General features: G+C 40.6%; 16 protein-coding genes and 1 pseudogene. 4 read left to right on the top strand and 13 right to left on the bottom strand.

Translation table 11 applies throughout. The annotated features are described in order from the left end of the window. Positions 1 to 12: 12 nt before the first annotated feature. The 8 genes from MMU05_RS18900 to MMU05_RS18865 form a co-directional block, all read right to left on the bottom strand. Positions 13 to 693, bottom strand: coding sequence for an ABC transporter ATP-binding protein (locus tag MMU05_RS18900; RefSeq protein WP_194977030.1), 681 nt, complete (start codon positions 691 to 693; stop codon positions 13 to 15). 125 nt (positions 694 to 818) lie between these two features. Further along, a complete protein-coding gene (locus tag MMU05_RS18895) occupies positions 819 to 2,063 on the bottom strand; it encodes an ABC transporter permease (protein ID WP_241143226.1) in 1,245 nt (414 codons plus the stop codon). Next, a complete protein-coding gene (locus tag MMU05_RS18890; RefSeq protein WP_241143225.1) occupies positions 2,060 to 3,151 on the bottom strand; it encodes an efflux RND transporter periplasmic adaptor subunit in 1,092 nt (363 codons plus the stop codon). The genes MMU05_RS18895 and MMU05_RS18890 overlap by 4 nt, the downstream gene beginning before the upstream one ends. Then, complete coding sequence (locus tag MMU05_RS18885; RefSeq protein ID WP_241143224.1) at positions 3,148 to 4,488, bottom strand: TolC family protein; 1,341 nt, start codon at positions 4,486 to 4,488, stop codon at positions 3,148 to 3,150. The genes MMU05_RS18890 and MMU05_RS18885 overlap by 4 nt, the downstream gene beginning before the upstream one ends. A gap of 199 nt (positions 4,489 to 4,687) precedes the next feature. Further along, a complete protein-coding gene (locus MMU05_RS18880) occupies positions 4,688 to 5,116 on the bottom strand; it encodes a DUF2147 domain-containing protein (RefSeq protein WP_241143223.1) in 429 nt (142 codons plus the stop codon). Positions 5,117 to 5,323: 207 nt separating this feature from the next. Next, positions 5,324 to 5,515, bottom strand: coding sequence for a hypothetical protein (locus tag MMU05_RS18875; protein ID WP_241143222.1), 192 nt, complete (start codon positions 5,513 to 5,515; stop codon positions 5,324 to 5,326). Between the two features lie 21 nt (positions 5,516 to 5,536). Next, positions 5,537 to 6,310, bottom strand: a complete 774-nt coding sequence (locus MMU05_RS18870) for a LytR/AlgR family response regulator transcription factor (protein ID WP_241143221.1) — start codon at positions 6,308 to 6,310, stop codon at positions 5,537 to 5,539. Further along, positions 6,307 to 7,308, bottom strand: a complete 1,002-nt coding sequence (locus tag MMU05_RS18865; protein ID WP_241143220.1) for a sensor histidine kinase — start codon at positions 7,306 to 7,308, stop codon at positions 6,307 to 6,309. Before MMU05_RS18865 ends, MMU05_RS18870 begins: the two co-directional genes overlap by 4 nt. Positions 7,309 to 7,414: 106 nt before the next feature. On the opposite strand from MMU05_RS18865, the gene MMU05_RS18860 reads away from it, so the two are divergent. Beyond that, positions 7,415 to 7,654, top strand: coding sequence for a hypothetical protein (locus tag MMU05_RS18860; RefSeq protein WP_241143219.1), 240 nt, complete (start codon positions 7,415 to 7,417; stop codon positions 7,652 to 7,654). Positions 7,655 to 8,372: 718 nt separating this feature from the next. Next, positions 8,373 to 8,795 carry a hypothetical protein gene (locus tag MMU05_RS18855; protein ID WP_241143218.1) on the top strand — a complete coding sequence of 141 codons (423 nt, stop codon included), beginning with the start codon at positions 8,373 to 8,375 and terminating at the stop codon, positions 8,793 to 8,795. Positions 8,796 to 9,591: 796 nt separating this feature from the next. Here the strand turns inward: MMU05_RS18855 and MMU05_RS18850 are convergent. The 3 genes from MMU05_RS18850 to MMU05_RS18840 all read right to left on the bottom strand — a co-directional run bounded on the left by MMU05_RS18850 (position 9,592) and on the right by MMU05_RS18840 (position 16,921). Beyond that, positions 9,592 to 12,291, bottom strand: a complete 2,700-nt coding sequence (locus tag MMU05_RS18850; RefSeq protein ID WP_241143217.1) for a phosphoesterase — start codon at positions 12,289 to 12,291, stop codon at positions 9,592 to 9,594. A 104-nt stretch (positions 12,292 to 12,395) separates the two neighbouring features. Further along, entirely contained in the window at positions 12,396 to 14,396 is a 2,001-nt protein-coding gene (locus MMU05_RS18845) for a TonB-dependent receptor plug domain-containing protein (protein ID WP_241143216.1), read from the bottom strand. Between the two features lie 68 nt (positions 14,397 to 14,464). Then, positions 14,465 to 16,921 carry a bifunctional YncE family protein/alkaline phosphatase family protein gene (locus MMU05_RS18840; RefSeq protein ID WP_241143215.1) on the bottom strand — a complete coding sequence of 819 codons (2,457 nt, stop codon included), beginning with the start codon at positions 16,919 to 16,921 and terminating at the stop codon, positions 14,465 to 14,467. Between the two features lie 552 nt (positions 16,922 to 17,473). On the opposite strand from MMU05_RS18840, the pseudogene MMU05_RS18835 reads away from it, so the two are divergent. Then, positions 17,474 to 18,430: pseudogene (locus MMU05_RS18835) on the top strand (aldo/keto reductase). A 168-nt stretch (positions 18,431 to 18,598) separates the two neighbouring features. Here the strand turns inward: MMU05_RS18835 and MMU05_RS18830 are convergent. Further along, on the bottom strand, positions 18,599 to 18,913 hold the full coding sequence (locus tag MMU05_RS18830; RefSeq protein WP_241143214.1) for a hypothetical protein: 315 nt from the start codon (positions 18,911 to 18,913) through the stop codon (positions 18,599 to 18,601). On the opposite strand from MMU05_RS18830, the gene MMU05_RS23185 reads away from it, so the two are divergent. Further along, positions 18,840 to 19,226, top strand: coding sequence for a phosphatase PAP2 family protein (locus MMU05_RS23185; protein ID WP_418884482.1), 387 nt, complete (start codon positions 18,840 to 18,842; stop codon positions 19,224 to 19,226). The two genes, MMU05_RS18830 and MMU05_RS23185, sit on opposite strands and share 74 nt — an antisense overlap. On the opposite strand, the gene MMU05_RS18825 is transcribed toward MMU05_RS23185, so the two are convergent. After that, entirely contained in the window at positions 19,223 to 20,788 is a 1,566-nt protein-coding gene (locus MMU05_RS18825) for an ArnT family glycosyltransferase (RefSeq protein WP_241143233.1), read from the bottom strand. The genes MMU05_RS23185 and MMU05_RS18825 overlap by 4 nt on opposite strands. Positions 20,789 to 20,798: the final 10 nt, after the last annotated feature.

Raw genomic sequence — 20,798 nt, 5'->3', positions numbered from 1 at the left:
TTGTTGATGCTATCAATTCAACAGCCGGCCATCACCCAATTCTAGAATCCTGTCACTTTTCTGTGCAAACTCATCGTCATGGGTTACAGCAATAATGGTTTGTCCCCTTTCGGCTGCCAACTGGCGAAAAATATCAAACACAATATCTGTATTCTTCGAATCCAGATTACCGGTAGGTTCATCACCCATTATGACGGCAGGCTGGTTGATTAATGCCCTTGCTATAGCTACCCGTTGTTGTTGTCCGCCGGATAGTTTATTGCTTTGCTTCATTGCTTGGGCTTCAAGACCAAGCATTTTTAGATTTGAATATGCATCTTCTCTGATTTCCTCTTGGGATTTTTTACCTAGTTTGAGTGCTGGAAGCATCACGTTATCCAATGCTGTAAACTCAGGAAGCAGGTAGTGAAACTGGAAAACGAATCCGATGTGCGCATTTCGAAAGGCTGCTAACTGATTTTGAGTCCGTCCTGTCAGGCATTCCCCATTGATGGTAATCTCACCTGTATAATCTGTATCCATGGTAGATAAAAGATAGAGCAAGGTTGATTTTCCTGAACCCGACTTGCCGATCATGGATAAGAACTCACCCTTTTTGACATCAAAAGAAATATCCTTCAACACCTGAAAGGTCTCCGGTTCGTGAAAGTATTTGCTTATTGCTCTGGCGGATAGTGCTATTTCTTCTTTCATGTGTGTATAATTTGATTTTTAAAGGCCACATAGCCTGTCCCGATTTTTCTTCGGGAGAATCTCGCATGGTGATCCCGATGGCTATCGGGACATTCCTCTGTGTGACTCTTGAGTCATGCTTGGTTTCATCCTCTTATTATTTCTACAGGGTCCACATTTGACGCTTTTTTGGCAGGGAGATATCCTGCTAAAAATGTTGTGATCAATCCAAAAATGAATGCTAGGATATAGTCCTGGGGATCGTAAACCATCGGAAGTGTATCCAGAGTTGCCACGCGAAAGGGTATATAGCTTACCACAACAGAGACTAAATAGCCGAAAATGATCCCAACTATTCCACCTATCACCCCTATGATGACAGACTGAACCAAGAATATTTGAATGATGTCAGTTCCGTCAAACCCCATAGCCTTAAGGATGGCGATCTCTTTTATTTTTTCATTCACAGTCATGTTCATAATGTTGAAGATTCCAAAACCGGCTACCAGAAGGATGGTGAGTGAAACAGCTACAGCAATGATATTCCTTAAGTCATTTCCGGCTTGAAGTTGGCCGTTAGACTCATTCCAGGACTCCACTTTATAGGACACTTTGGGGGCTAGTTGAGCGGCTACTTTGGTGGCCTCATTGAAATTTTTGATGTTAATCTGAATATCAGTGACGTAACCCTGATTTTTGGAAATCAACTGCCTTGCTGAGCTGATGCGGACATAGCCTTTGGCATTGTCCACCCCACCAATAGTTGTTTTGATGATACCGATTACCTTAAAATTGCGACTTACACCATCAGCAGTAATCACAGTCACATTATCATCTAGGGTCAAACTTAATTTCTCAGCCAAGCCTGCTCCCAATACCACTCCATCGCCTCGCTCTTCCATACTACTCCAGCTGCCCTGTGTAATGTATTTTTCAGTGCCAAAGAGGAAGCTTTCCTGCTTCACATCAATGCCAGATAAAACCCCGTTGAGTTTGGTGGCACCATTTCTAAAGAACACATTGACATTGACTTGGGGAGTAATGCCAGTAATGGCAGGATGGTCTTCAATAGCAGCAATAATCTTGGCAGAATTCTTAATTCCTTCTGTATACTGTATCACTTTGGCATTCCTGAGATTTACCAGTTTATCCTCTCCGTATTTCTTTTGTAAAAGATTAGTATTGTCTTCAGGAAGATCATTATAGATATGAATGTGCGCCAGTGTACTGAAAGCGAGCTCAGTTTGTGTATCATTGACACCAGTCATGAACCCATTCATAAAAATGTACATGGATATCCCAAAGGTTACGCTTAGGATCGCCACCATGGTTTGCTTGACCCTTGAGGTAAGGTGCGCCCGGGAAATCTTCAGATTGGTCACCCGGCTCATGGCTTTTTCATCTGTTTAATGAGCCTGGATTGGTCAAGTCCGGATATGATCTCCACCCAGTCACTAGTGCGAATACCTACTTTTACTGCTTCTTTTTCCCCGTTTTTATAGCAAATACTATCCCCAGGCAAGAGATAGGCACCAGGGATGACTAGGGCATTTTCTTTTTGAGCTATAATGATATTTGCCTGCAATTGGGTATTAACAAAAAGCTTGGGTGCTTCTACAAATGCTGCTTCACAAATAAAAGATTGCTGCAGCTCGTCAAAAGCGGGATAGATTTTTGAAATGCGGGCATCAAGTAAGTCGTCTTTTTGGGTATTCAGCGAGATGGTGGTCAGCTGCCCTACTTTGATCTTGTCAATATCCTCCTCTCCCACAAACAATTTTACCAGCGGTTTTCCTCCTCCAATCCTGGCTATAGTTTCTCCTCGTCTTACCAGGTCCCCTTGATTTTTATAAACTTCCAGTACCCTGCCGTCAATAAAAGAGGAGAGGTAATAATCGTTGGTGTTTTCCTTTTGGATATTGAGTTGGGTTTCTGCATTGATGAGGTTAAGCCTAAGTTTTTCTACCAGATCACTCAGTGATTTTTGTAGGATATCCACTTGGCGGCTGGAGTTTTCATATTGCACCTTGGCACGCTCGAGCTCTTGCTGCGATACCGCTCCAGTTTTAGATAGATTCTGATATCGTTTGTAATTGGCAGCATCTATTTCCAGTTGCGCTTTGGCCTGTTCGATTTGCAGGCGAAGCTGACTCTGTTGAGGTGAGTTTTCATTCAGATTCTTAAGGGCGTCCTGGTAGGTCGCTTGCGCTCCAGACAACTGCTCGTTTTGCACCTCACTGGAGAGCTGAAATAACGGCATCCCTGCATTTACGGAATCCCCCTCTTGAATCGGTGCTGCCACTAGGTAGCCTTCACTGTTTGCTGTGACCAGGTATTCATTTTCCATGATGATATGACCGCTTGCAAACACTGCATCTACAATGGCTATCTGCTGGGCACTTGTTGTTTCTGAAGTATTGCAGGAGCTAAGCATGGTCAAAATGCCACAACAAAGCGATAGGTATAGTATCGTTCTCATTGGATTCTTGGAATAATTTGGCTGTAATAGGTATAAGTGTTCAACAGAGAATTTAAAAATGCATTTTCAGCTTTCAGGTAATCCTCAAAGGCATAGAGATAGCGATCCAGACTGATCAAACCCTCTGAATATTTTTGAAGCGTAAGTCTTTCGTTTTTTTCATAGAGTAGGAATGCCTCTTTGGCAAGATTCGCATTGATCAGACTCGTATGATACTCCTCCATCAGCCGGGCATCCTGGATCTCGCTTTCAAGATTTACTTTATTGAGTTCGTTTTCAGCCCATTCCAGATCCACCTTACTAGCCTTAAGTTTATTTTTGCTAGAAAAACCGGTGAATATGGGAACAGAGAGATTAAGTCCTAGGTAGCTGTAATTTGACCAGGCGTTGTTTCCAAATTCAAGGCCAAAATCTTCCCTGAATTGCTGCCTACCATAGTAGCCAAACAATGATAGCTTAGGAACAAACATGGATTTTTGAATGTCAACCTGGTTTTCCGCTTGCTCCTGATTCAGACCGGCAAGTCTGATATTCTCATCTGGCTTCAACTCACTGTTGATAAGCATCGGAGGTAAACTATAGGGGAAATTTTCCCCAACGTTTAATGAATCTACTTCTCGCAGTCCTAGCAATAGCTTAAGCTCATTGTTGCTATTCTTGTATAGCTGTCTACTGTTATTTAGATTTTGCTTCGTAACATTGGAATTGATCCTTGCCTGGTTCAAAGCAATGGCATCCAATACGCCTTCTTTGAATTTCTGCTCGCTAAGCAAGGCGATACTGTCGGCTATTTCCATATCCTTCTCAGCTAAGGCTATTGCTCGCTTGGAAATCAACATAGAATAATAGTTGGCGTGTACCTGCTGGTCAAGTATTTGAAGGTATGCGTCTTGTTGTGCTTCCGCAGTTTCAAAAGTCAGCTTTGCCATTTTCACCTTCAAAACAGATTGCCAGTCTAGGAGGCTCATCGATAAATTGAGGCCAGCATTGTAAGCGTATTCCTGTCCAAATTGTGCATTTACGGTACCGCCTGGCTGGCCAAAGAAATCGCCAGGAACGGGAGTGACGGGCAGCTCAAAATTCTTTTGCCCATTGAAGCTGCCTGTAACTGAAGGCAAGAATGTTGCTTTGGAAACCTTAACCTCATAACTGCTTTTTTCCACATTGAGCAAATAGCTCTTCAGATCAGGATTTTGCGTTCTCGTCAGCTTGATAAGTTCTTCCAAAGAAGCTACCTCAACAAACGAAGTTTCGGTTTGAGCACCTGCCCAAATTGGCAGCATCACAAAGAGCAAAAGCATAAAGTGCTTAAAAATCATAGTCATTTTTCTTTTCATTTCAACGATTTCCTTTTCCAATTTTGATCTGAATTTGAAATAGGAGAATGCAAATGGCCCAAATAAAAGTCAGTTTTAAAGCCTTGCAAAAGTCTATGGGTAACACCAATTAAAGCATCAACATAGTTATATATCCCCTTAGGTCATTGGCAGGGCTAGCAATACCAGTATCATTCTCATTCTACTTGAATCTGCGAGATTATAGTGTCGACCGAGTCCAGGTTTGCTTGCGGGTAAACCCTCGGTAAGACACATTCAACTCCATTTTTTCCTTTCCTAAGCCAACCAATTCCACATCCAATTCCAATCCGCGCTTTGGAGCATAGATTTTACCGTACCACTTTCCGTTTCGATATTGAAGGTCCTTTAACATATCAATACCCAAAACCTGACGATTTCTTAAATCCTTGTTTGGGTTGTTTCGGTCGGTGACGGGATTCCCATTTTGGTCTGTAGGTTGCTCCAGCCAAACCACTTTTCCAAAAGAGTTGTCGCCCTTTTGGTAGATTTCAATCTTACTGTTCCCTTCCTCTGTCAGCCAGATTCCTTCGATTGATTCTTGTGCATGTGCCTGAAATGCGGCTACAACCAAAAAGATTGTTACTATTACTTTATTCACCTTTTCCATACATTTTGAATTATTATTTAATCAAAATAACATGGGATACTTTTTTTAAAGTAGGCTAAGGTTGCTGAAGCAGAAAAAATAAGGGTTGAACCTTTCCTTTTCTGACTAAATCAGAAGACTCTCCTCCCCACTTCAGGTATTACATCATGGTAATACTTCAGTGCAAGGATTTACTGTTACCTGATGGATGGCTTCTTTGGCAAAAAATTAAAAAATGACTCCTGCGCAACTGATAAAAGCCCAGCTAGAAAAGGAAGGCAGATTTGGGAGGTGATGATCCCGGTAGTTTCTATTGTTACCTGCGGGTGTGGTTGCTCTGGCTTTGGCAGTCTGTTGGGTGAAAAGTTGCTGCATGAGCAAGTGAAAGATACTCAAGGTCAAGGCAGCTAAAAAGTTCATGATTGACTTTACTTATCAAAATCAATAATCAGCCCACCGTTTAAATTCCGAAGCTTTCTCTTTGCTGATGATTATCGGTGAAGGTGGCTCAGGGTGAACCTTGAGCAATAAACGTCCGGTAAAATAAGGTTCTATTTCTTCTATTGCAGATCGTGCAACCAAGTACTGACGATTGGCCCTAAAGAACATAGTAGGATCCAATTGCTTCTCCAGTTCATCCAGAAAAAATTCTATGACATATTCCTTTTGGTCCTTCTTTCGAAGGAATAATCCCCTTTCCTTAACATAAAAGAAGGCCACGTCAGATACATCCACGAGGTGCATTTTTCGCTTAAAATCGACTAGAAAGCTCGAACGGTAGCTGTCCGGTTTAAATTCCCTGGCCAAGGTTAACAATTGATGCATGTAATTTTGACGGTTATAATCTTTATATGATGCCAGATAATGGTTAATGGCTTTCTCCAGTTCTGTGGGATCTATCGGTTTAAGAATATAATCCAATCCTTTCACTTTAAAGGCCTGCAAGGCATATTCATCGTAAGCAGTAGTGAAAATTACGGGTATAGAAACCTCCACGTGCTTGAAAATCTCAAAACTAAGCCCATCAGTAAGATGGATGTCCATAAAAATCAAATCTGCTTCCTGTCGTGTCCGCATCCAATCCAGAAAACCTTGAACACTATTTACTGCACCTATCACTTCAAACCTTATAGGAAGCTTTTCCAACTCTTTCAAAAGTCGTTTTACGGCAATATCTTCATCTTCAACGATTAGAATCTTAATTATGAGGCTCATAATTGTTTCTTTTTTAATGGCAAAATCACTTTAAACAACTCATTATCTTCACCGTACTCGATAGGGGCTACTAGCAATGAAAAACGTTTCTGTAAATTTTCAAGACCTAGTCCCTCACTGTATGATACAAAAGGTTTGGGATTGATATTGTTTTGAATGACTAAAGTATTCTTGGTCTCAAATACTTCGATCCGGAGCGGATTTTCGTTGGTAGCTTGGTTGTGCTTGACTGCATTTTCGATCAAGAGTTGCAAAGAAAGTGGAGGGATCAGCACCTTACGCATTTCGTCAGGGATATTCACTTCGAGATGAACCGCCCCGTTAAACCGGATTTTCAGCAACTCCCAATAATCATTTAAAAAGGTCAGCTCATCCTCGAGAAAAACAAAATCCCGTCTGCTGCTTTGTAAAACCACCCGGTACAGATTCGAGAAAACCCTGACAAAGCCAACAGCTTTTTTTTGATCCTCTTCAATCAAATCAATCAATGTGTTTAAGCTGTTGAATAAAAAATGTGGGTTGATCTGCTGCTTCATAGTTTCCAGTTCAGATTTTAGCTTCTCAGTCTGAAGCAGGAGGTTTTGCGCATAAAGAGACTCCTGCTGCTTGGTCATTTTCAGTGCTTGTTGGAACACTGCAAAGATCAAGGAGGCCATAGTAAGTCTGGTTGCCACAACCCATATGGGTACGGCAGAAGATAGACTTATCCATGATGGCAAAAGGAAATAATCCAAGACTAAAATAAAGATGATGTATAGGAGATTGGTCACCACGAATACGGCTTTCACCATTTTGGTTTCCCCAACTCTAAAAATGAACCAGTCCGGGTGCTTGAATTGGTAGTCGTTTAACTGCCAAATAGAATATAGAAATAAGACACTTAACAGGTATTTTGGAAAAGCTTGTATTGGATCAAGATCACCCCTATTGCTTATAATACTGAGTCCCGGCAGCAGCAAGGAAAGGATGATGGGTAATAATCTTTCAATTCTATTCATAGCTCAACAAGCATACGAAAAATCATTTAAATAGGAATAAATCTTTGTCCAAAACCGTCAAATTGACAGCTCAAGTTTGATTTTAAAGGATTGAACCCTTCAGCCCTTGGTAGAAGGTCCGATCTTGAGCTATGCTGAATATTTCACCTTCACCGAGGATTATCCTTATGTAGAGTGGGGGAATGGATGCGATTGTCCGAAGGAAAAAACGAAACAGGTGATCAAGGCCGTTTGGTCAGGAGGGGTTAGAGCAGTGAATGGGGAAGAATTGGGTCAAAATGAATTGGATGATTTCATGCAGAATTTAAATTTAAAAATTCCCAATCCGGACAAAAAGACGGTTTGAAGACAATTGCTATTTTATCCTTTCCCTGCCTCCGGAAGACAGGCACTTTGCGTTTATTCACTGATGGAGCTTTTGCTCACAAAATTCATCCTCTTTAAATTTTTAGTCGCAATGACAGCTTAGGGTTCGCAAAGGTCGCAATGAAAAGTTTTGAATATACCACTGATGTCACAGTGTGCACAGAGAAGAATTCCATAATAATTTAACTCCAAGGGAAAGGATGGTTTCGAAAAGTGTGCAAAGGATTTTGACCTTCCCTGTTTTTGGCGGAAGGCTATTGCAACTGTTTTCATTTTTCGGCCAAAAACCGGAATCGTTGTTCTCGTATCTTTACCCGGGTTGCGTTCCTTACTCGGGGCTACCCATATTTGACCACTTCGTGGTCTATCGTCGCCCCCCTTTTGGGTGTAGTTTAGACAAATGAAATTAGACTGGGTGGGATTTGTAATCCCACCCTTTTATTTTTTAGGGATTTGAAATCCCAATTCTGAGAAATTCAAGCCCGGCCTTCAGTTCGTTAAATAAAAAGTCCTGTATTCTTTCCAATCCACTGAAATGCCATTCCCGAGAACAGGGGAGATCGAACTATTTTGCCTCATGGGGGTACTTCCAAAGTATACCTTGAAAAGAAGGGACCCTATTGGTAATGTTTTGGTAATACCTTTTGTAAGACAAATTCTGCTATAGAGATTATCTTTAAAAATTAAAATTAAGTCAAATGAAAATCCTAAGATTCATCATACTCCTGCCCTTGCTGATGGCCACCACATGCATTGATGAGGAGATCAAGTACCCTAATGACAGGTTAAATGATGTTTGGGTGCTTGGCCCATGGGAAATCTCGGGTGAGTCTATAAACGGAATCAGTGACTTGACTGTAAACTGCTGCAGGATTTTGGAGTTTGTTCCCGACGAAGACAGCAGTGATTTTAGAGGGAAGTTTACTTACAGAGAGGGTGCCAGACAGATAGGCCAGGGATTTTTTATCATTGATCCCAATCAGGAAACCATTGTTTTCCAAAGGGAGGATCAAAGTGAATCGGTATACCAATATGAACTAGATAGTGGCAATGACTCTGTGATATTCACGTTTTCTGAGAATGGCTCTGATATTGTCCAGAGATGGGATGTTGTCCGTTGATACCCAACCCACTAAAAGCCTGAGTCGGGAATTTACCTGGGCTACTTTCTTCTACTGGATGGAATTTGGAATTCCACCCTTTTATTTTTTGGGATTTGAAATCCCAATTCTGAGAAGTTCAATCCTTGTTTGGTCTCATATTAATCTATTCCTTTTCTTTTGGCTAAAGCCCAATTGCCTCTTCCAATTCCTTAACCACCAGCTAAAGCAGGTGGCAATAAATGCCAAGGACACGCTGCTACTTCCATTCATAATTCATTATTCTGAATTATTCATTCTTTTTGAATAACGCAGGTGGAAATTAGAACTCCCCTGTTTTTGACAAAACCCCTAATTCTCTATTTGAATATCCTCGGCCAAAAACCGGAATCGTTGTTCTCGTTTCTTTTCCCGAGTTGCGTTCCTTACTCGGGGCTACCCATATTTGACCACTACGTAGTCCGTCGCCTCCTCTTTTTGATTTTCTCTCGGTATAAAAAGGAAAAAAAATAGGCACCGTCGTGACAGTGCCTATTACCTATTCAGCTAAAAAAGTATCCATGTATTGGATGCCCAAAAGTACTGGGTATTTCAATCAATTCTTCTTTTGAAAGATTATCAAATTACAGTCATTTAAGGGTCTGACAAACTTTTATTTTAACAATACAAGGATTCAAATGACCTGCACTTCACTGGAGTTTGTTTTGGCTAAGGCAAAAAAAGCACTGCTAAAAGCAGTGTCTTTAAATCGTTAATTCTAAAAACAATTATTGCCAGTGGAAATAAAAACAGAGGACTCAAAATAAGCGACCGAGTTTTAATTATTTTTAAATTCCTTCTTAATCGTGCTTACATCGTCCATTTCGGGACCTTGCATGATGGATTTCCAGTCAACCCATTTATTGTATTTTTGCATGGCCTTGTCGGCATTGAAAACTCTCGGGTCATGGGGCTCAACGGTATAAGGTGTAAAATCCGGAAATGGTGTAAAAAAGTCCTGGAGCAGAGAAGCAGTTACATCATATTGGTTGACATAGGGAACGCCAAGAATGTTGTAAATCGTCTTGAGTATAGAACCAAAATTGGCATGGGTATGGCTAATATGACCTCTTTTCACATATGGTCCAGCCATCATCAAGATACTGCGGTGCGCATCAATATGATCTACTCCACCCTGAGGATCGTCCTCGGTGATGATGACCAGCATCTCGTTCCAATATTTGGTGCGTGACAGGAAATGTAAAATTCTGCCAACAGCAAGGTCGTTGTCAGCGACAAAAGAAGCACTTGAGAAATAGCCGTCTTCAGGTCTTGGTGAAGCTGAGTGGTCATTTGGGATTTGAACAGCAATCAAGGCTGGCATTTCCTCTTTGCCATTGATCCACATTTTGGTAAATTCTTCTTCAAATTGATTCATCCTAAATTGATCAGGAATGTTCATGTTATACCCGGCGTAATTGGTGCTTGTCCTTGAATACAAGGCCTTTTGCATGGGCACCATGACACCATGGGCTGCACCGGTAAGCGTGTCTGACCAAGTTTCCCTTACATGGGCGGTTTCATTGGCTTCTCCAAAATTATAAAACTCCAATCCTTTCCGTTCGATTGCTTCCCAGAGTCCGCCGATTTCTGCATAATCTTCAGGGTCCATGCTTCCGGTTGAACCGGGAAATCTTCTACCGGGTGCTGTTGAAAAAAGCTTTGCGGTCTTATCGACGCTGGAATTGGCCTCTACCCATTCGTTTGGAATTACCCCTACCATCCAATGATGACCATGAATAGAGGCATCACTGTCACAATAAAAGTTGTCACTGAAGGCAAATTGGCTGGCTGCCTTTTTGTGATTGGGGGTCACTTTCATGTTTTCTATGCCTGATCTTAGGCTATCAGGAAGGGTGTACTCACAATCGACACCAAATCTGGCAAGACTTTTATCCCCATTTGCTCCTTCCATTTGTCCGAATACCTCATCAAATGTCCTGTTTTCTTTGGTGATGTAGACGATGTGTTTGATGGGACTTTCTTTTGCTCCGGGGAAGATGGGCAATGGATTTGGATCCATCGGATCAGCCATCACTTCCCTAAAAGTATTTTCAATAGTTTGCTTTGTGTATGTTTCCAATTGAGCTGTAGTAGGCATAGTGATTTTTTGAAAACTTCCCAATTGGATATCTCCAATATAAGTTCCCTGAGGCGGGGCTACGAAGCCTTCCCCTCCATTTGGACCGGCACCTAGGCCCCTACAAGAAATGACATACATCTCTTTACCGTCTCCAGATATTCTTACTCGGGTGGGACCCCAACCTGTCGGGATCAAGCCCACCGTTTTTTCACTTGGAATGTCTATTACTGCCACCGCATTCATCCCCAATAATGCCACGTACAATGTCTTTTCATCTTTACTCAAGGTGATGCCAAAAGGTATTGATCCTCGATAGCGGTCGATTCTTGGGTCTATTTCGACAGGGATGTGTTTCACTATCTTGCCATTTTTATGGTCAATCACAGCGACGTTATCGTTGGTGGCATTGGTGACATATATGTATTGTTTGCCGACAGCGATGGAGTTGGGACTTGCCCCGCCCACGACTTCCGCGTCTTCTACCATTTCACCAATTTGATAGCCTGTTTTGAACTTGTCAATAACTTTATTGGTCATCAGGTCTATCGTAAATACACTCATGGCATCCGGCGATAAAGGATCTCCAACACCAGGGATGGTTTTACCTTCCACGGTGGTGCCTTCTATAGACTCTTTGGAATTATCAGCGTATGGATGTCTAGAAATGAGCATCTCATCATAGTTTTCTTCTGTCAATCCTTCTATCAAAGGATAGGAGTACATACCCACATTTGCTACAAAAGCTTTTTTATGATCAGGGCTGACGGCTAAGCCAAATGGCTGTCTTCCCACCGGAATCGATGCTGTTATTTTCTTTTGGTATAGATCGTACCTTACCATCCTAAAATTGCCTCGGTCCAAAACCAGCAACTCGTTGTTTTGGTACAATAAATCTGAGGTAAAGCTGTCCTCAAAATTTTTACCATTAACCATCCCATTGAGAGAAATGGAATCAATACGTCTCATTTGCTCGATATCGTAAACTATCACAGCTCCATTATCCCCTCCGCTGAGGTATATGGTCTTACTGTCCGGGCCAAAAGCTACTCCAAGGAAGGAACCATTTGAGAGGGGAGATACGATTGTATTGTCATAACTCGGAACCCTGGAAGCATTCAAGTCAGCAGTATGGATCACTGTGAAAACACCGTTGTGCAGGCTTATCGCTTTCTTACCATCCGGAGAAATGGCCAAACCAAAAGGATCATGGGTAATTCTTATCAGATCTCCGGCGGGAGTCAAGGTACGGCCACTTGGCAGTACTGAGGTTCCGTTTTCATCGATGATACAAATTTCAGACTTTCCAGGCACCTCCAATATGGGCTTTAACTGCTTTTGGGCAAAGCTTGCCACACATGAAAAAACAAAAATCAGTGAAAAGGATATCAATCTCATGGTGACGCAATTGGTTGTTGAAGAATAGATAAAACTATGGTATTTATGTTTCCCATAATATTGAGGGAGGTTAGCTTAATGTTATTTTTTGAGTACAGGATGGCTTAAAAGGAAATTTTTATTCCCAAAATAGCGCTTCTACCTACCCCATTTATACCTGAACCATGAAGCCTATAATCTGCATTTCCTAAATTTTGTAAGGCCAGATTCAGGGAAATTGATTTCCATGTATATGAACTGAAGACATTAAGGATTTGCCAAGCCGGCGTTCCATTTGGATCTATTCTATTGTCGGAAATATCTCCTGCAGACAATCGTTTTTGAGCCCCGGCAAATTGGAGTTCAGGTCTTAAAAAAAAGTTCGATTTTGAAAACTCCATCCCAATTCTTCCAAAAGTAGGGGGTGTTCTTCTTAAGGGTTCGTTCTTGCTGAGGTTTTGTCCATAAGTATATGCGAGGTTCGCAAAGTATTTTAATGCGTTATTGATTTTTCCATCTATCTCAAATTCGAAGCCTTTTATGCTCGCTGATTCTACATTTTCTTTGATAAAAACGGGATAACCATCAATTTCTTCACCTTCTACTTTGACTCTTGTGATAAGATTTGTAAGGTTACTGTGAAAAATGGAGGAGGTAAACGCGATGCGTTCCGACTGGTATTTGTATCCCAACTCAAAGTTGTCGGCATGTTCCGGTTTTAAATTATAAGCAGGTATCTCATATCGAAAATCCACAATTCCGAGGGTTCCCATGTCATCTATATTGGGAGCTCTAAAACCTCGGTTATATCGGGTATATACTTGCGAATTGGGATTTGGAAAATAGGAAACAGCCAAACTTGGAACCGCTGATTTAAACAGTAATTCGCTGGTACCAAGTGTTGGGTCTTTTATGTTTAAGTCAACCATATTTAATCTATATCCAGCTGAAAAGCGCCAATTATTTACCATATAAGTATGTAAGCTGTAAATAGCATAATTTGTCGCAGTAGAGCCATCCGGGTATAAGCCTCTACTTTCAATGGGAAAATCTGAGGAAAATATTATTTTATCACTCTGAACCAAATCATGGTAAATCTCAATCCCACTACTTGCATTCCATTGATTGGAAAAGTTTGATTTGATGTTCACATTGAGACCTTTGGTATCAATAAGATCATTTTCTTCCGTCAAGGTTTGTGAGTTGTTTTTTTGGGATTCCCTTTTCTCCTTCGATTTTTGCAAAGAAACCGTGGAAGTTATTTGGTCAAAGAAAGGATTGTCTGTTTTAATGGAATATTTTGCATAGCTCAAATTCCTTTTCTGAATGGCGAATTGGTTGATACGGAAATCCTCCAAAAGTATTTTATGGTAAACGGGGACATTGTTTGCTTCAAAGTACTGATGAGCGAGTGTTAATTCCCCATTTTTAAGTTTAAAAACCGATTTCACATTCCCCATTTGCTCTCCATATCCCGAATTTTTCTGGATTCCTGTATTTTTTCCGCCAGGCAAATCCCCGAATTTTCTTTTGGTGAAATCGCCCAAGATTGCCACATTTTTTGTGCTGTAAGACAATTCGGCTCTTCCCGTTTGTTCTATATTTTGTGTCCCGATCCTGCCTGTGAAATTCCCATGAAATCCTGTATCGAATTCCGGATTTTGGGTAAAAACCTGAATGGTACCCCCAAGTGCGTCGGAACCATAAGCCACAGAGCCTTCACTTTTCAACACTTCAATCTTTGAAATGGAAAAAGGGTCAATGGTATTGAAATATTGGTTGGGACCATATCTAAAGGTGCTGTTATTCAATCTTATTCCGTCTATAAGCAGCAGGATTTGGTTTCCGGTAAGACCACGAATGAAAGGCGAACCACCCCCGTGATTGGTTTTTTGAACAAAAACTCCCATAGTCCCCATCAATATTTCCGGTGTGGTGCGGGCAAGTCGAGAGTTTATGTAATCTCGATTGACAGCACTTATCGTGTAGGGAACACTGATAATTCTGCTTTCTGCACGTAGGGCGGTAATTACTACTTCATCTAGTAGGTTGGTATTTTGCTTAGAAGAGTCCGGTTCTGAGCCAAATAAACTTGCTGCTAATTGAACAATAAATAATAATTTCATACAAACTTTATGATTTTCTGGATTCCCCGCAATCCGGTAATTCTTTTATTTAGTTTAAGGATCTACACTTACTCTTTGTCATCTTCGTCCTCCTCCTTTTCGCTGAATCTTAAGAATGCACTTCTTTTTGGGGCAGGCATTTCACTATCAAGTCCCCTTACTGATTGCCAAACTATCCGGTTCAATTCCAGGTCGTCGATCAAATCAGGTTTTGAAAAGTCCATGTTTGCAGATATAACTGCATTTTTATTAAACTCCACGTTCATTTCATTGAGGTCAACCTGGTTATTTCTCTTTGTAAAGCCCTGACTATTATAATTTGGACTGAAACATCGGAACATGGGAGTTGCGGCAGCATCATATTGACTCATCGGAGGTATTCCTAAAATAAGCTCTATGGTCCGAAGCATCCCTGTGGTGGTATAGGCGGTATGGTCCACATAGTTTCTTTTTACAAAACCCCCTGCCACAAAAGCAGTGGAACGGTGTGCATCCACATGGTCTGAGCCATTTTGGGCATCGTCTTCCAAAATAAAAACAACTGAGGATTCCCAGATGGAGGACTTAGAAAGGTGTTCCACAAACATTCCCACTGCCAAATCATTGTCTGCGACCATGGCTGAGGTAGTGGGCATTCCTAAGCGTGCCCCGGCAGTGTGGTCATTTCCCATCCGTACAAAACTTAATCTTGGGACTTTTTGAATAGCCAACAGTGAGTCAAAATCTGTTTTCCAAATTTCAAAGCGAAGGCTGTCTTTAATACTTAAATCATAATCAGGATATTTCTTGCAAATATTATTTTGAAGATTGGGTAACATTTCCGGAGTACCTGTAAATATCCCATAAGAACGAACGCTCAGGCCTTCCTTGATTGCGAAATCCCATAGGTATCCATTTTTGGGGTGGGCAATCTTTCTGCTACCTTCATAATCATAGGTTCCGCCCCGTCCTCCATAGCTTGATACCCAGCTTTTTTCCACATAGTCATTGGCGTAAGCTGCTGTACTCCAATTGTGACCATCAGCACTCACTTCGGCATCTACATAAAAATTATCCAGCAAAACAAATTCATTGGCAAGGGCATGGAGATTGGGTGTTACTTTTTCGGGAAATAGACAAAGGGAAGGATCCCCATTTCCTTTTTCCATATCACCCAGTATTTGGTCATAGGTTCGGTTTTCCTTTATAATATAAAAAACATACTTAATGGGTGAATCCTCTCCCACTTTCATAGGGATGGGGTTGCCTTTTTCCCCTTCAGGATTCATTTCCTTTTCCTTGGTGTAAGGGGTATTTTCATATACTAAATTGGTGTACTCAGCCAATTGGCGTTCATTGGGTGCATCAAACATGCTGAGCGTTCCTTTGAATAGCCCTCCTATATATTGAGATCCCCGCACAATCTGTGGGTTTGGACCTTTATATTGGGGATCGGTAGAGCTTACCGGGTTTGGACCATCAGGATTTGGAAAAGAGGAAAAACCTTTGCCATTGGTAAGGTATACTTTGTTTCCAATCGTTTTTACCGCTGTAGGATACCAACCTGTAGGGATAAATCCAAGCGGCCGACTTTTACCTTTTGTCTCCACATCAAATACTGCCAAACAGTTATTGTCAGCGTTGGCTATGTAGAGTGTTTTTTCATCTTCACTTAAAGCTACCCCATTTGGCGTAGAACCTAAAGGGGCATCCGGAAAAAGAGAGCAAGACAAAATTTCGATTCGAGTCATTGATTCCGTATTTATTAGGGATACGGTATTGTCATTCCCATGCGAGGCAAATAAATATTTTCCATCCTTGCTGAGCACCATGTCATTGGGATTTTTATCGGTGGCGATAGATGACTTAAGGCTTAAATCGCCACTATTCATCACCCAAATTCGGGCGCCGCCCCAAATGGAAACATAGAGAGTTTTGTTATCGGGAGATAGCAAACAGGTATAAGGTTCGGCGGGCAAATCGACCCGCTTTTCAATGCTTTTCGATGCGATGTTTAGTTTATAAAGAGAATTATTTTCTTTGGCTACTACATATATATATTGATCCGTAACAGTAAGTCCCGCAGGGGAGACTTTTACCGGCCATGGCTCCGCTAAAACAATTTCACCATCAAGGATAAGTTTTTTGTCTACGATCTTATAGATGAGTATTTTATTGTCATTTCCCCCTGAGGCATACAAATATTTTTCATCGGGGCTAAATGCCAATCCTAAAAATGCTTTGGCAATGGTCACCTCATCCAGTATTTTCTCCGATTGGGCATCAATCAAAGTGATACTCTGGGTGCTTTGGCCATTATTGGTAACTGCCAACATTGTTTTGCTTGGCGACACCACTAAATTCAAGGGGAGGTCTTGAAGGTTAAGGCTGTTGCCAACAGGTGTCAGCGACCAACCATTAGGCAGTTGGACACGATTTTTTCTTAATGCTTGGGTTTCTTTACTTTCCTGTTCTTGGAGTACATTTCGCGGGTTTTGACAAGCGAAGGAAAAAAGCAAAAGGGAGATAAATAATAAAGGTCTCATTCTTTGGAGGTTTTTATGTCGGATAGATACATAAACCTACAGCCTAATTTTTCAAGATTTGCCTAATCCATATTATCTCCCTGTTACCTTTTATTTACGGGCCGGTTAAGTGTTGGAGGTGGGCTAGGGGCGGATGAATCTAAATTCTCTAGTTGATTTCATATTGATTTTTTATCCAAAAACCCCCTAGTCAAGCAACAAATCCGTTCTGAAGAGAAGACAAATTCTGTTTCATCACATTTGTGGTCTTTGCATGCCTAATTATAAATTACCTGAAATAAATCCCTCCTTATAAGAGTGGAAACCAAAGAAATAGATAAAAAAATTCAGCTCTAGCAAGACATTATTTAGCAAAAGCATAACAGGAAAAATTGAGATTAAGCATGTAATTTTTATTAGCTTTTAACTTTGTAATTGACTTTTTAATCATGGTGGAAATGTTTGTTGATATACATGGATATAGGTTCCAAAAGTCACTAGTCAAATTAGGAAGATCTTCCAAAATCAAATTGAATGAAGATTTATTTATAAAGGGATTTAAATTGAGATGTTATGAAAAAATTAACAACGTTAGGACATAGTAGCTTAACAGTGAACAGAATTGGGCTTGGCTGTATGGGTATGTCAGAGTTTTACGGGGCTTTTGATGAAAAGGAATCCATTCATACTTTGGAAAAAGCCCTTGATTTGGGGGTGAATTTTTTCGATACTGCGGATATGTATGGATGGGGGGCAAATGAACGCCTCCTTGGAAAAGCATTTAAAAATCGGCGGGAAGAGGTGATTTTGGCTACTAAGTTTGCGGTGATGAGAGGACCTAATGGGGAATTTCTTGGGCTTAACGGTAAGCCGGAATATATTAGAAAAGCATGCGAATAAAGTCTTCAAAATTTGGGTGTGGAATCTATTGATTTGTATTACATGCATAGACAAGACCCCAAAGTAGAAATTGAAGCAATTGTCGGTGCCATGAGTGAGTTGGTCAGGCAGGGGAAAGTAAAGTATTTGGGTTTGTCGGAAGTGGATGCAAATACGCTTCGCCGGGCACATGCGGTTCACCCTATCACAGCACTTCAAACAGAATATTCTTTGTGGAGCAGGGAACCCGAAAAAGAGATTTTTGATGTTTGTAAAGAACTGGGAATCAGCTTTGTCGCCTACAGCCCTTTGGGTCGAGGATTTTTGACCGGCGCCATTCAAAGCCGTTCTGATTTCGAACAGGGGGATTTTCGTCTCCATAATCCCCGTTTTACGGATCAGGCAATCAGCGCGAATTTAAAGTTTGTAGAGGTGATTGATCATTTTGCAAAAAGCAAAAACGTGTCTAAAGCACAGGTAGCCTTAGCCTGGATACTTAGTCAAAATGATGAAATCGTGACTATTCCCGGGACAAGGAAAATTCACCGCCTCGAAGAGAATTTAGGTGCGTTTGAAGTAGAATTAACAAGAATTGATTTGGCAATTATTGAAATTTCTATGCCGACAGAAACTATCGGAAACCGCTATTGAAATGCCCATTAATAGAGGGCTCTATTTCCAAGATAAAAGCTTGCATTTGAGACTTAAAAAAAAATTCATATTCAACTAGAAAGATAACAAGCATTTGATTTTGGAATCATATTGAGGTAGTGTTCCGATTGTATTTTTAGGAATGATTTCATCCAAAGGTTTTATCCGCTATGTACTTACCATATTTGGTAGTGTTTCGGTTGTCTTTTTTTTGTTAGGCACATTGATTGGCCAGATTAACCTGATCAATTGGTTTAACAGCATACATACCCCTTTTTTTGATCTTGTTTTTTCCATCTTAACCATCCTTGGGACTGCCATTATTTTTATCCCATTTTTTATTGCAGCTTTATTCCATCGTATTCCAATTGCTTTTGGGCTTATTGCCAATCTCCTTTTGCAAACCATTGTGGTACTTTTTTTTAAAAGAATACTTTTTCCAAAGGCTCCCAGGCCAATCAATTTTATGGACCCTGATACCATTCACCTTATTCAAGGAGTTGATATACATCGGCTGATGTCTTTTCCCTCGGGGCATACCCTCACTATATTTGGTCTTTGTGTCTTTGTTTCCCTATGGACAAAAAATCATTGGTTAACTTATCTCCTGCTTGTCATTGCCTTTTTGGTAGGTGTATCCCGTATGTATTTGATTCAACATTTTCCCAACGATGTTGCTTTTGGGGCATTGTTTGGAACAATCATAGGTGCTTATTCCTTCAAATTAGCTGAAAATTGGACAAAGTCTAACCGAAATAACCTAAGAATCAAGCTACCTAACTTTAGCAGGAATTAGTCATCAATTGAGAGCAAAAGAGTGCTGCTTGATTCAAATAAATCCTGGTGCTCTACCATCACATTTGCCTGATCTAATTGGAGTAATTCTTCTTTATACTCAGTCCTGGAAAGTATCAGCACTTTTGATTCCTTATTAATCAACACATTTTTTAAGGATGTCAAATCATGGTACACGGGAATGACTTTTTGCAATGACCATACAAAGGCCGGGTTAAACTGTTTGTATGCCACCACTGTATCATATCTTTTCCAAATGTGTTGGCTCTTTTCAACAGGATTTTCGGTGAATATTGTAGGTAAGGTTATTGAAAAGGCAAAAATGATAGTGAGTCCCCATCCTCCGGAAATACTGTAAAACGCAGCATTTTTATTCTTTTTGTACCAAAAGAAAATAGCTACCAAGGCCCCAATAGGTAAGGGTAAAAAGAAGAAAGCCAGGTAAGCATACTTATTTAGCATAGCTTGGTCTTTCAAAGCAAAAAAAGCAGCTAAGGGTATGGCTAAACAGATAAGAAAAAGAAAAATTAAAATAAGAATATTGCTTTTACCCGTTGAAACGGGTTTCATTTTTTCTAAATGGTAAGCCAAAATTATGGATAAGAAGGGGATTGCCGGACCTATGTAAGAAGGTAACATGGTTTTGCTAAATGAAAAAAACACGCCGACGACGACCACAATAATAAATGCAAATTTGATAAATGGAGTTGCCTCTGTTTTTAGGACCTTTTTAATTGCAGGGAAAGAGAAAACTGAAAACGGTAATAAAGCAATGAATAGCAGCAAAAAGGGTAAAAGGAAAAAACCGGAATGCCCTTCCATTGTATCAGTATACCTGGCGAGGTTATGTTTTAAGAAAAAACCTGAGAGCCATTCTCCTTTTGTTTGGATCCCCACTGCCATGTACCACGGCAAGCTGATGAGGAGAAAAATTAAAATACCTTCAGGAATGCGGAGAGACTTCAATACCGAAAGAGTGAATTTCTTTGTCCAGATAAGATAAATCAACACGACCAATCCGGGAAATACGATTGCTATCAATCCCTTGGTCAAAAATCCTAAAGCTGCAAAAACAAAAGCAAGCATCGCCCCTTTTTGCTCTTCTATGGCAAAATATAAAAAAACAAAGGTCAGGTATAGCCAAACGATCAGGTAAGGATCGGGGACTGCCAATCTGAATTGAATATTGAATTGCAAGGACCCGAGTAATATAATGGATTGATACCAAGCTGTCTTTTTACCCAAAATTCTAGATGTAAAATAAAATGACAGGAGTACTAAGGCCAAGCCAAAAAACGCGGAAAAAAATCTTGCTCCAAAAGCATTGGCTCCAAAAAGTAAATAGCCCAGTTGCATGAAATAGTAATGCAATACCGGTTTATCCGTACGCAGTTCATTGTTGAAAGTGGGAACGATCCAATCTCCTCGTTCCTTCATTTCTAAGGCACAAGTTGAATTTTTTACTTCATCAAGGATGTACAAATTGGTGCTGTCGAGCTGAAAGAAAAATAAAACAAGACCTAAAAGGGACAGTATAAAATAGGGCCTGATCGAATTCGACATCATAAACGCA

Source organism: Cognataquiflexum rubidum (genome assembly GCF_022538115.1).
GTDB lineage: Bacteria > Bacteroidota > Bacteroidia > Cytophagales > Cyclobacteriaceae > Cognataquiflexum > Cognataquiflexum rubidum.
Note: the sequence above shows the minus strand (reverse complement) of the source record. Positions and strands in the feature narration are given on the sequence as shown.

Bases quoted from the DNA above. Each gene is read 5' to 3' on its own strand.
- MMU05_RS18870 (WP_241143221.1), bottom strand. From the start codon at position 6,310: ATGAGCCTCATAATTAAGATTCTAATCGTTGAAGATGAAGATATTGCC.
- MMU05_RS18900 (WP_194977030.1), bottom strand. From the start codon at position 693: ATGAAAGAAGAAATAGCACTATCCGCCAGAGCAATAAGCAAATACTTT.
- MMU05_RS18865 (WP_241143220.1), bottom strand. From the start codon at position 7,308: ATGAATAGAATTGAAAGATTATTACCCATCATCCTTTCCTTGCTGCTG.
- MMU05_RS18845 (WP_241143216.1), bottom strand. From the start codon at position 14,396: ATGAAATTATTATTTATTGTTCAATTAGCAGCAAGTTTATTTGGCTCA.
- MMU05_RS18840 (WP_241143215.1), bottom strand. From the start codon at position 16,921: ATGAGACCTTTATTATTTATCTCCCTTTTGCTTTTTTCCTTCGCTTGT.
- MMU05_RS18855 (WP_241143218.1), top strand. From the start codon at position 8,373: ATGAAAATCCTAAGATTCATCATACTCCTGCCCTTGCTGATGGCCACC.
- MMU05_RS18885 (WP_241143224.1), bottom strand. From the start codon at position 4,488: ATGAAAAGAAAAATGACTATGATTTTTAAGCACTTTATGCTTTTGCTC.
- MMU05_RS18875 (WP_241143222.1), bottom strand. From the start codon at position 5,515: ATGAACTTTTTAGCTGCCTTGACCTTGAGTATCTTTCACTTGCTCATG.
- MMU05_RS18880 (WP_241143223.1), bottom strand. From the start codon at position 5,116: ATGGAAAAGGTGAATAAAGTAATAGTAACAATCTTTTTGGTTGTAGCC.
- MMU05_RS18830 (WP_241143214.1), bottom strand. From the start codon at position 18,913: ATGGTATCAGGGTCCATAAAATTGATTGGCCTGGGAGCCTTTGGAAAA.
- MMU05_RS18890 (WP_241143225.1), bottom strand. From the start codon at position 3,151: ATGAGAACGATACTATACCTATCGCTTTGTTGTGGCATTTTGACCATG.
- MMU05_RS18850 (WP_241143217.1), bottom strand. From the start codon at position 12,291: ATGAGATTGATATCCTTTTCACTGATTTTTGTTTTTTCATGTGTGGCA.
- MMU05_RS18895 (WP_241143226.1), bottom strand. From the start codon at position 2,063: ATGAGCCGGGTGACCAATCTGAAGATTTCCCGGGCGCACCTTACCTCA.
- MMU05_RS18825 (WP_241143233.1), bottom strand. From the start codon at position 20,788: ATGTCGAATTCGATCAGGCCCTATTTTATACTGTCCCTTTTAGGTCTT.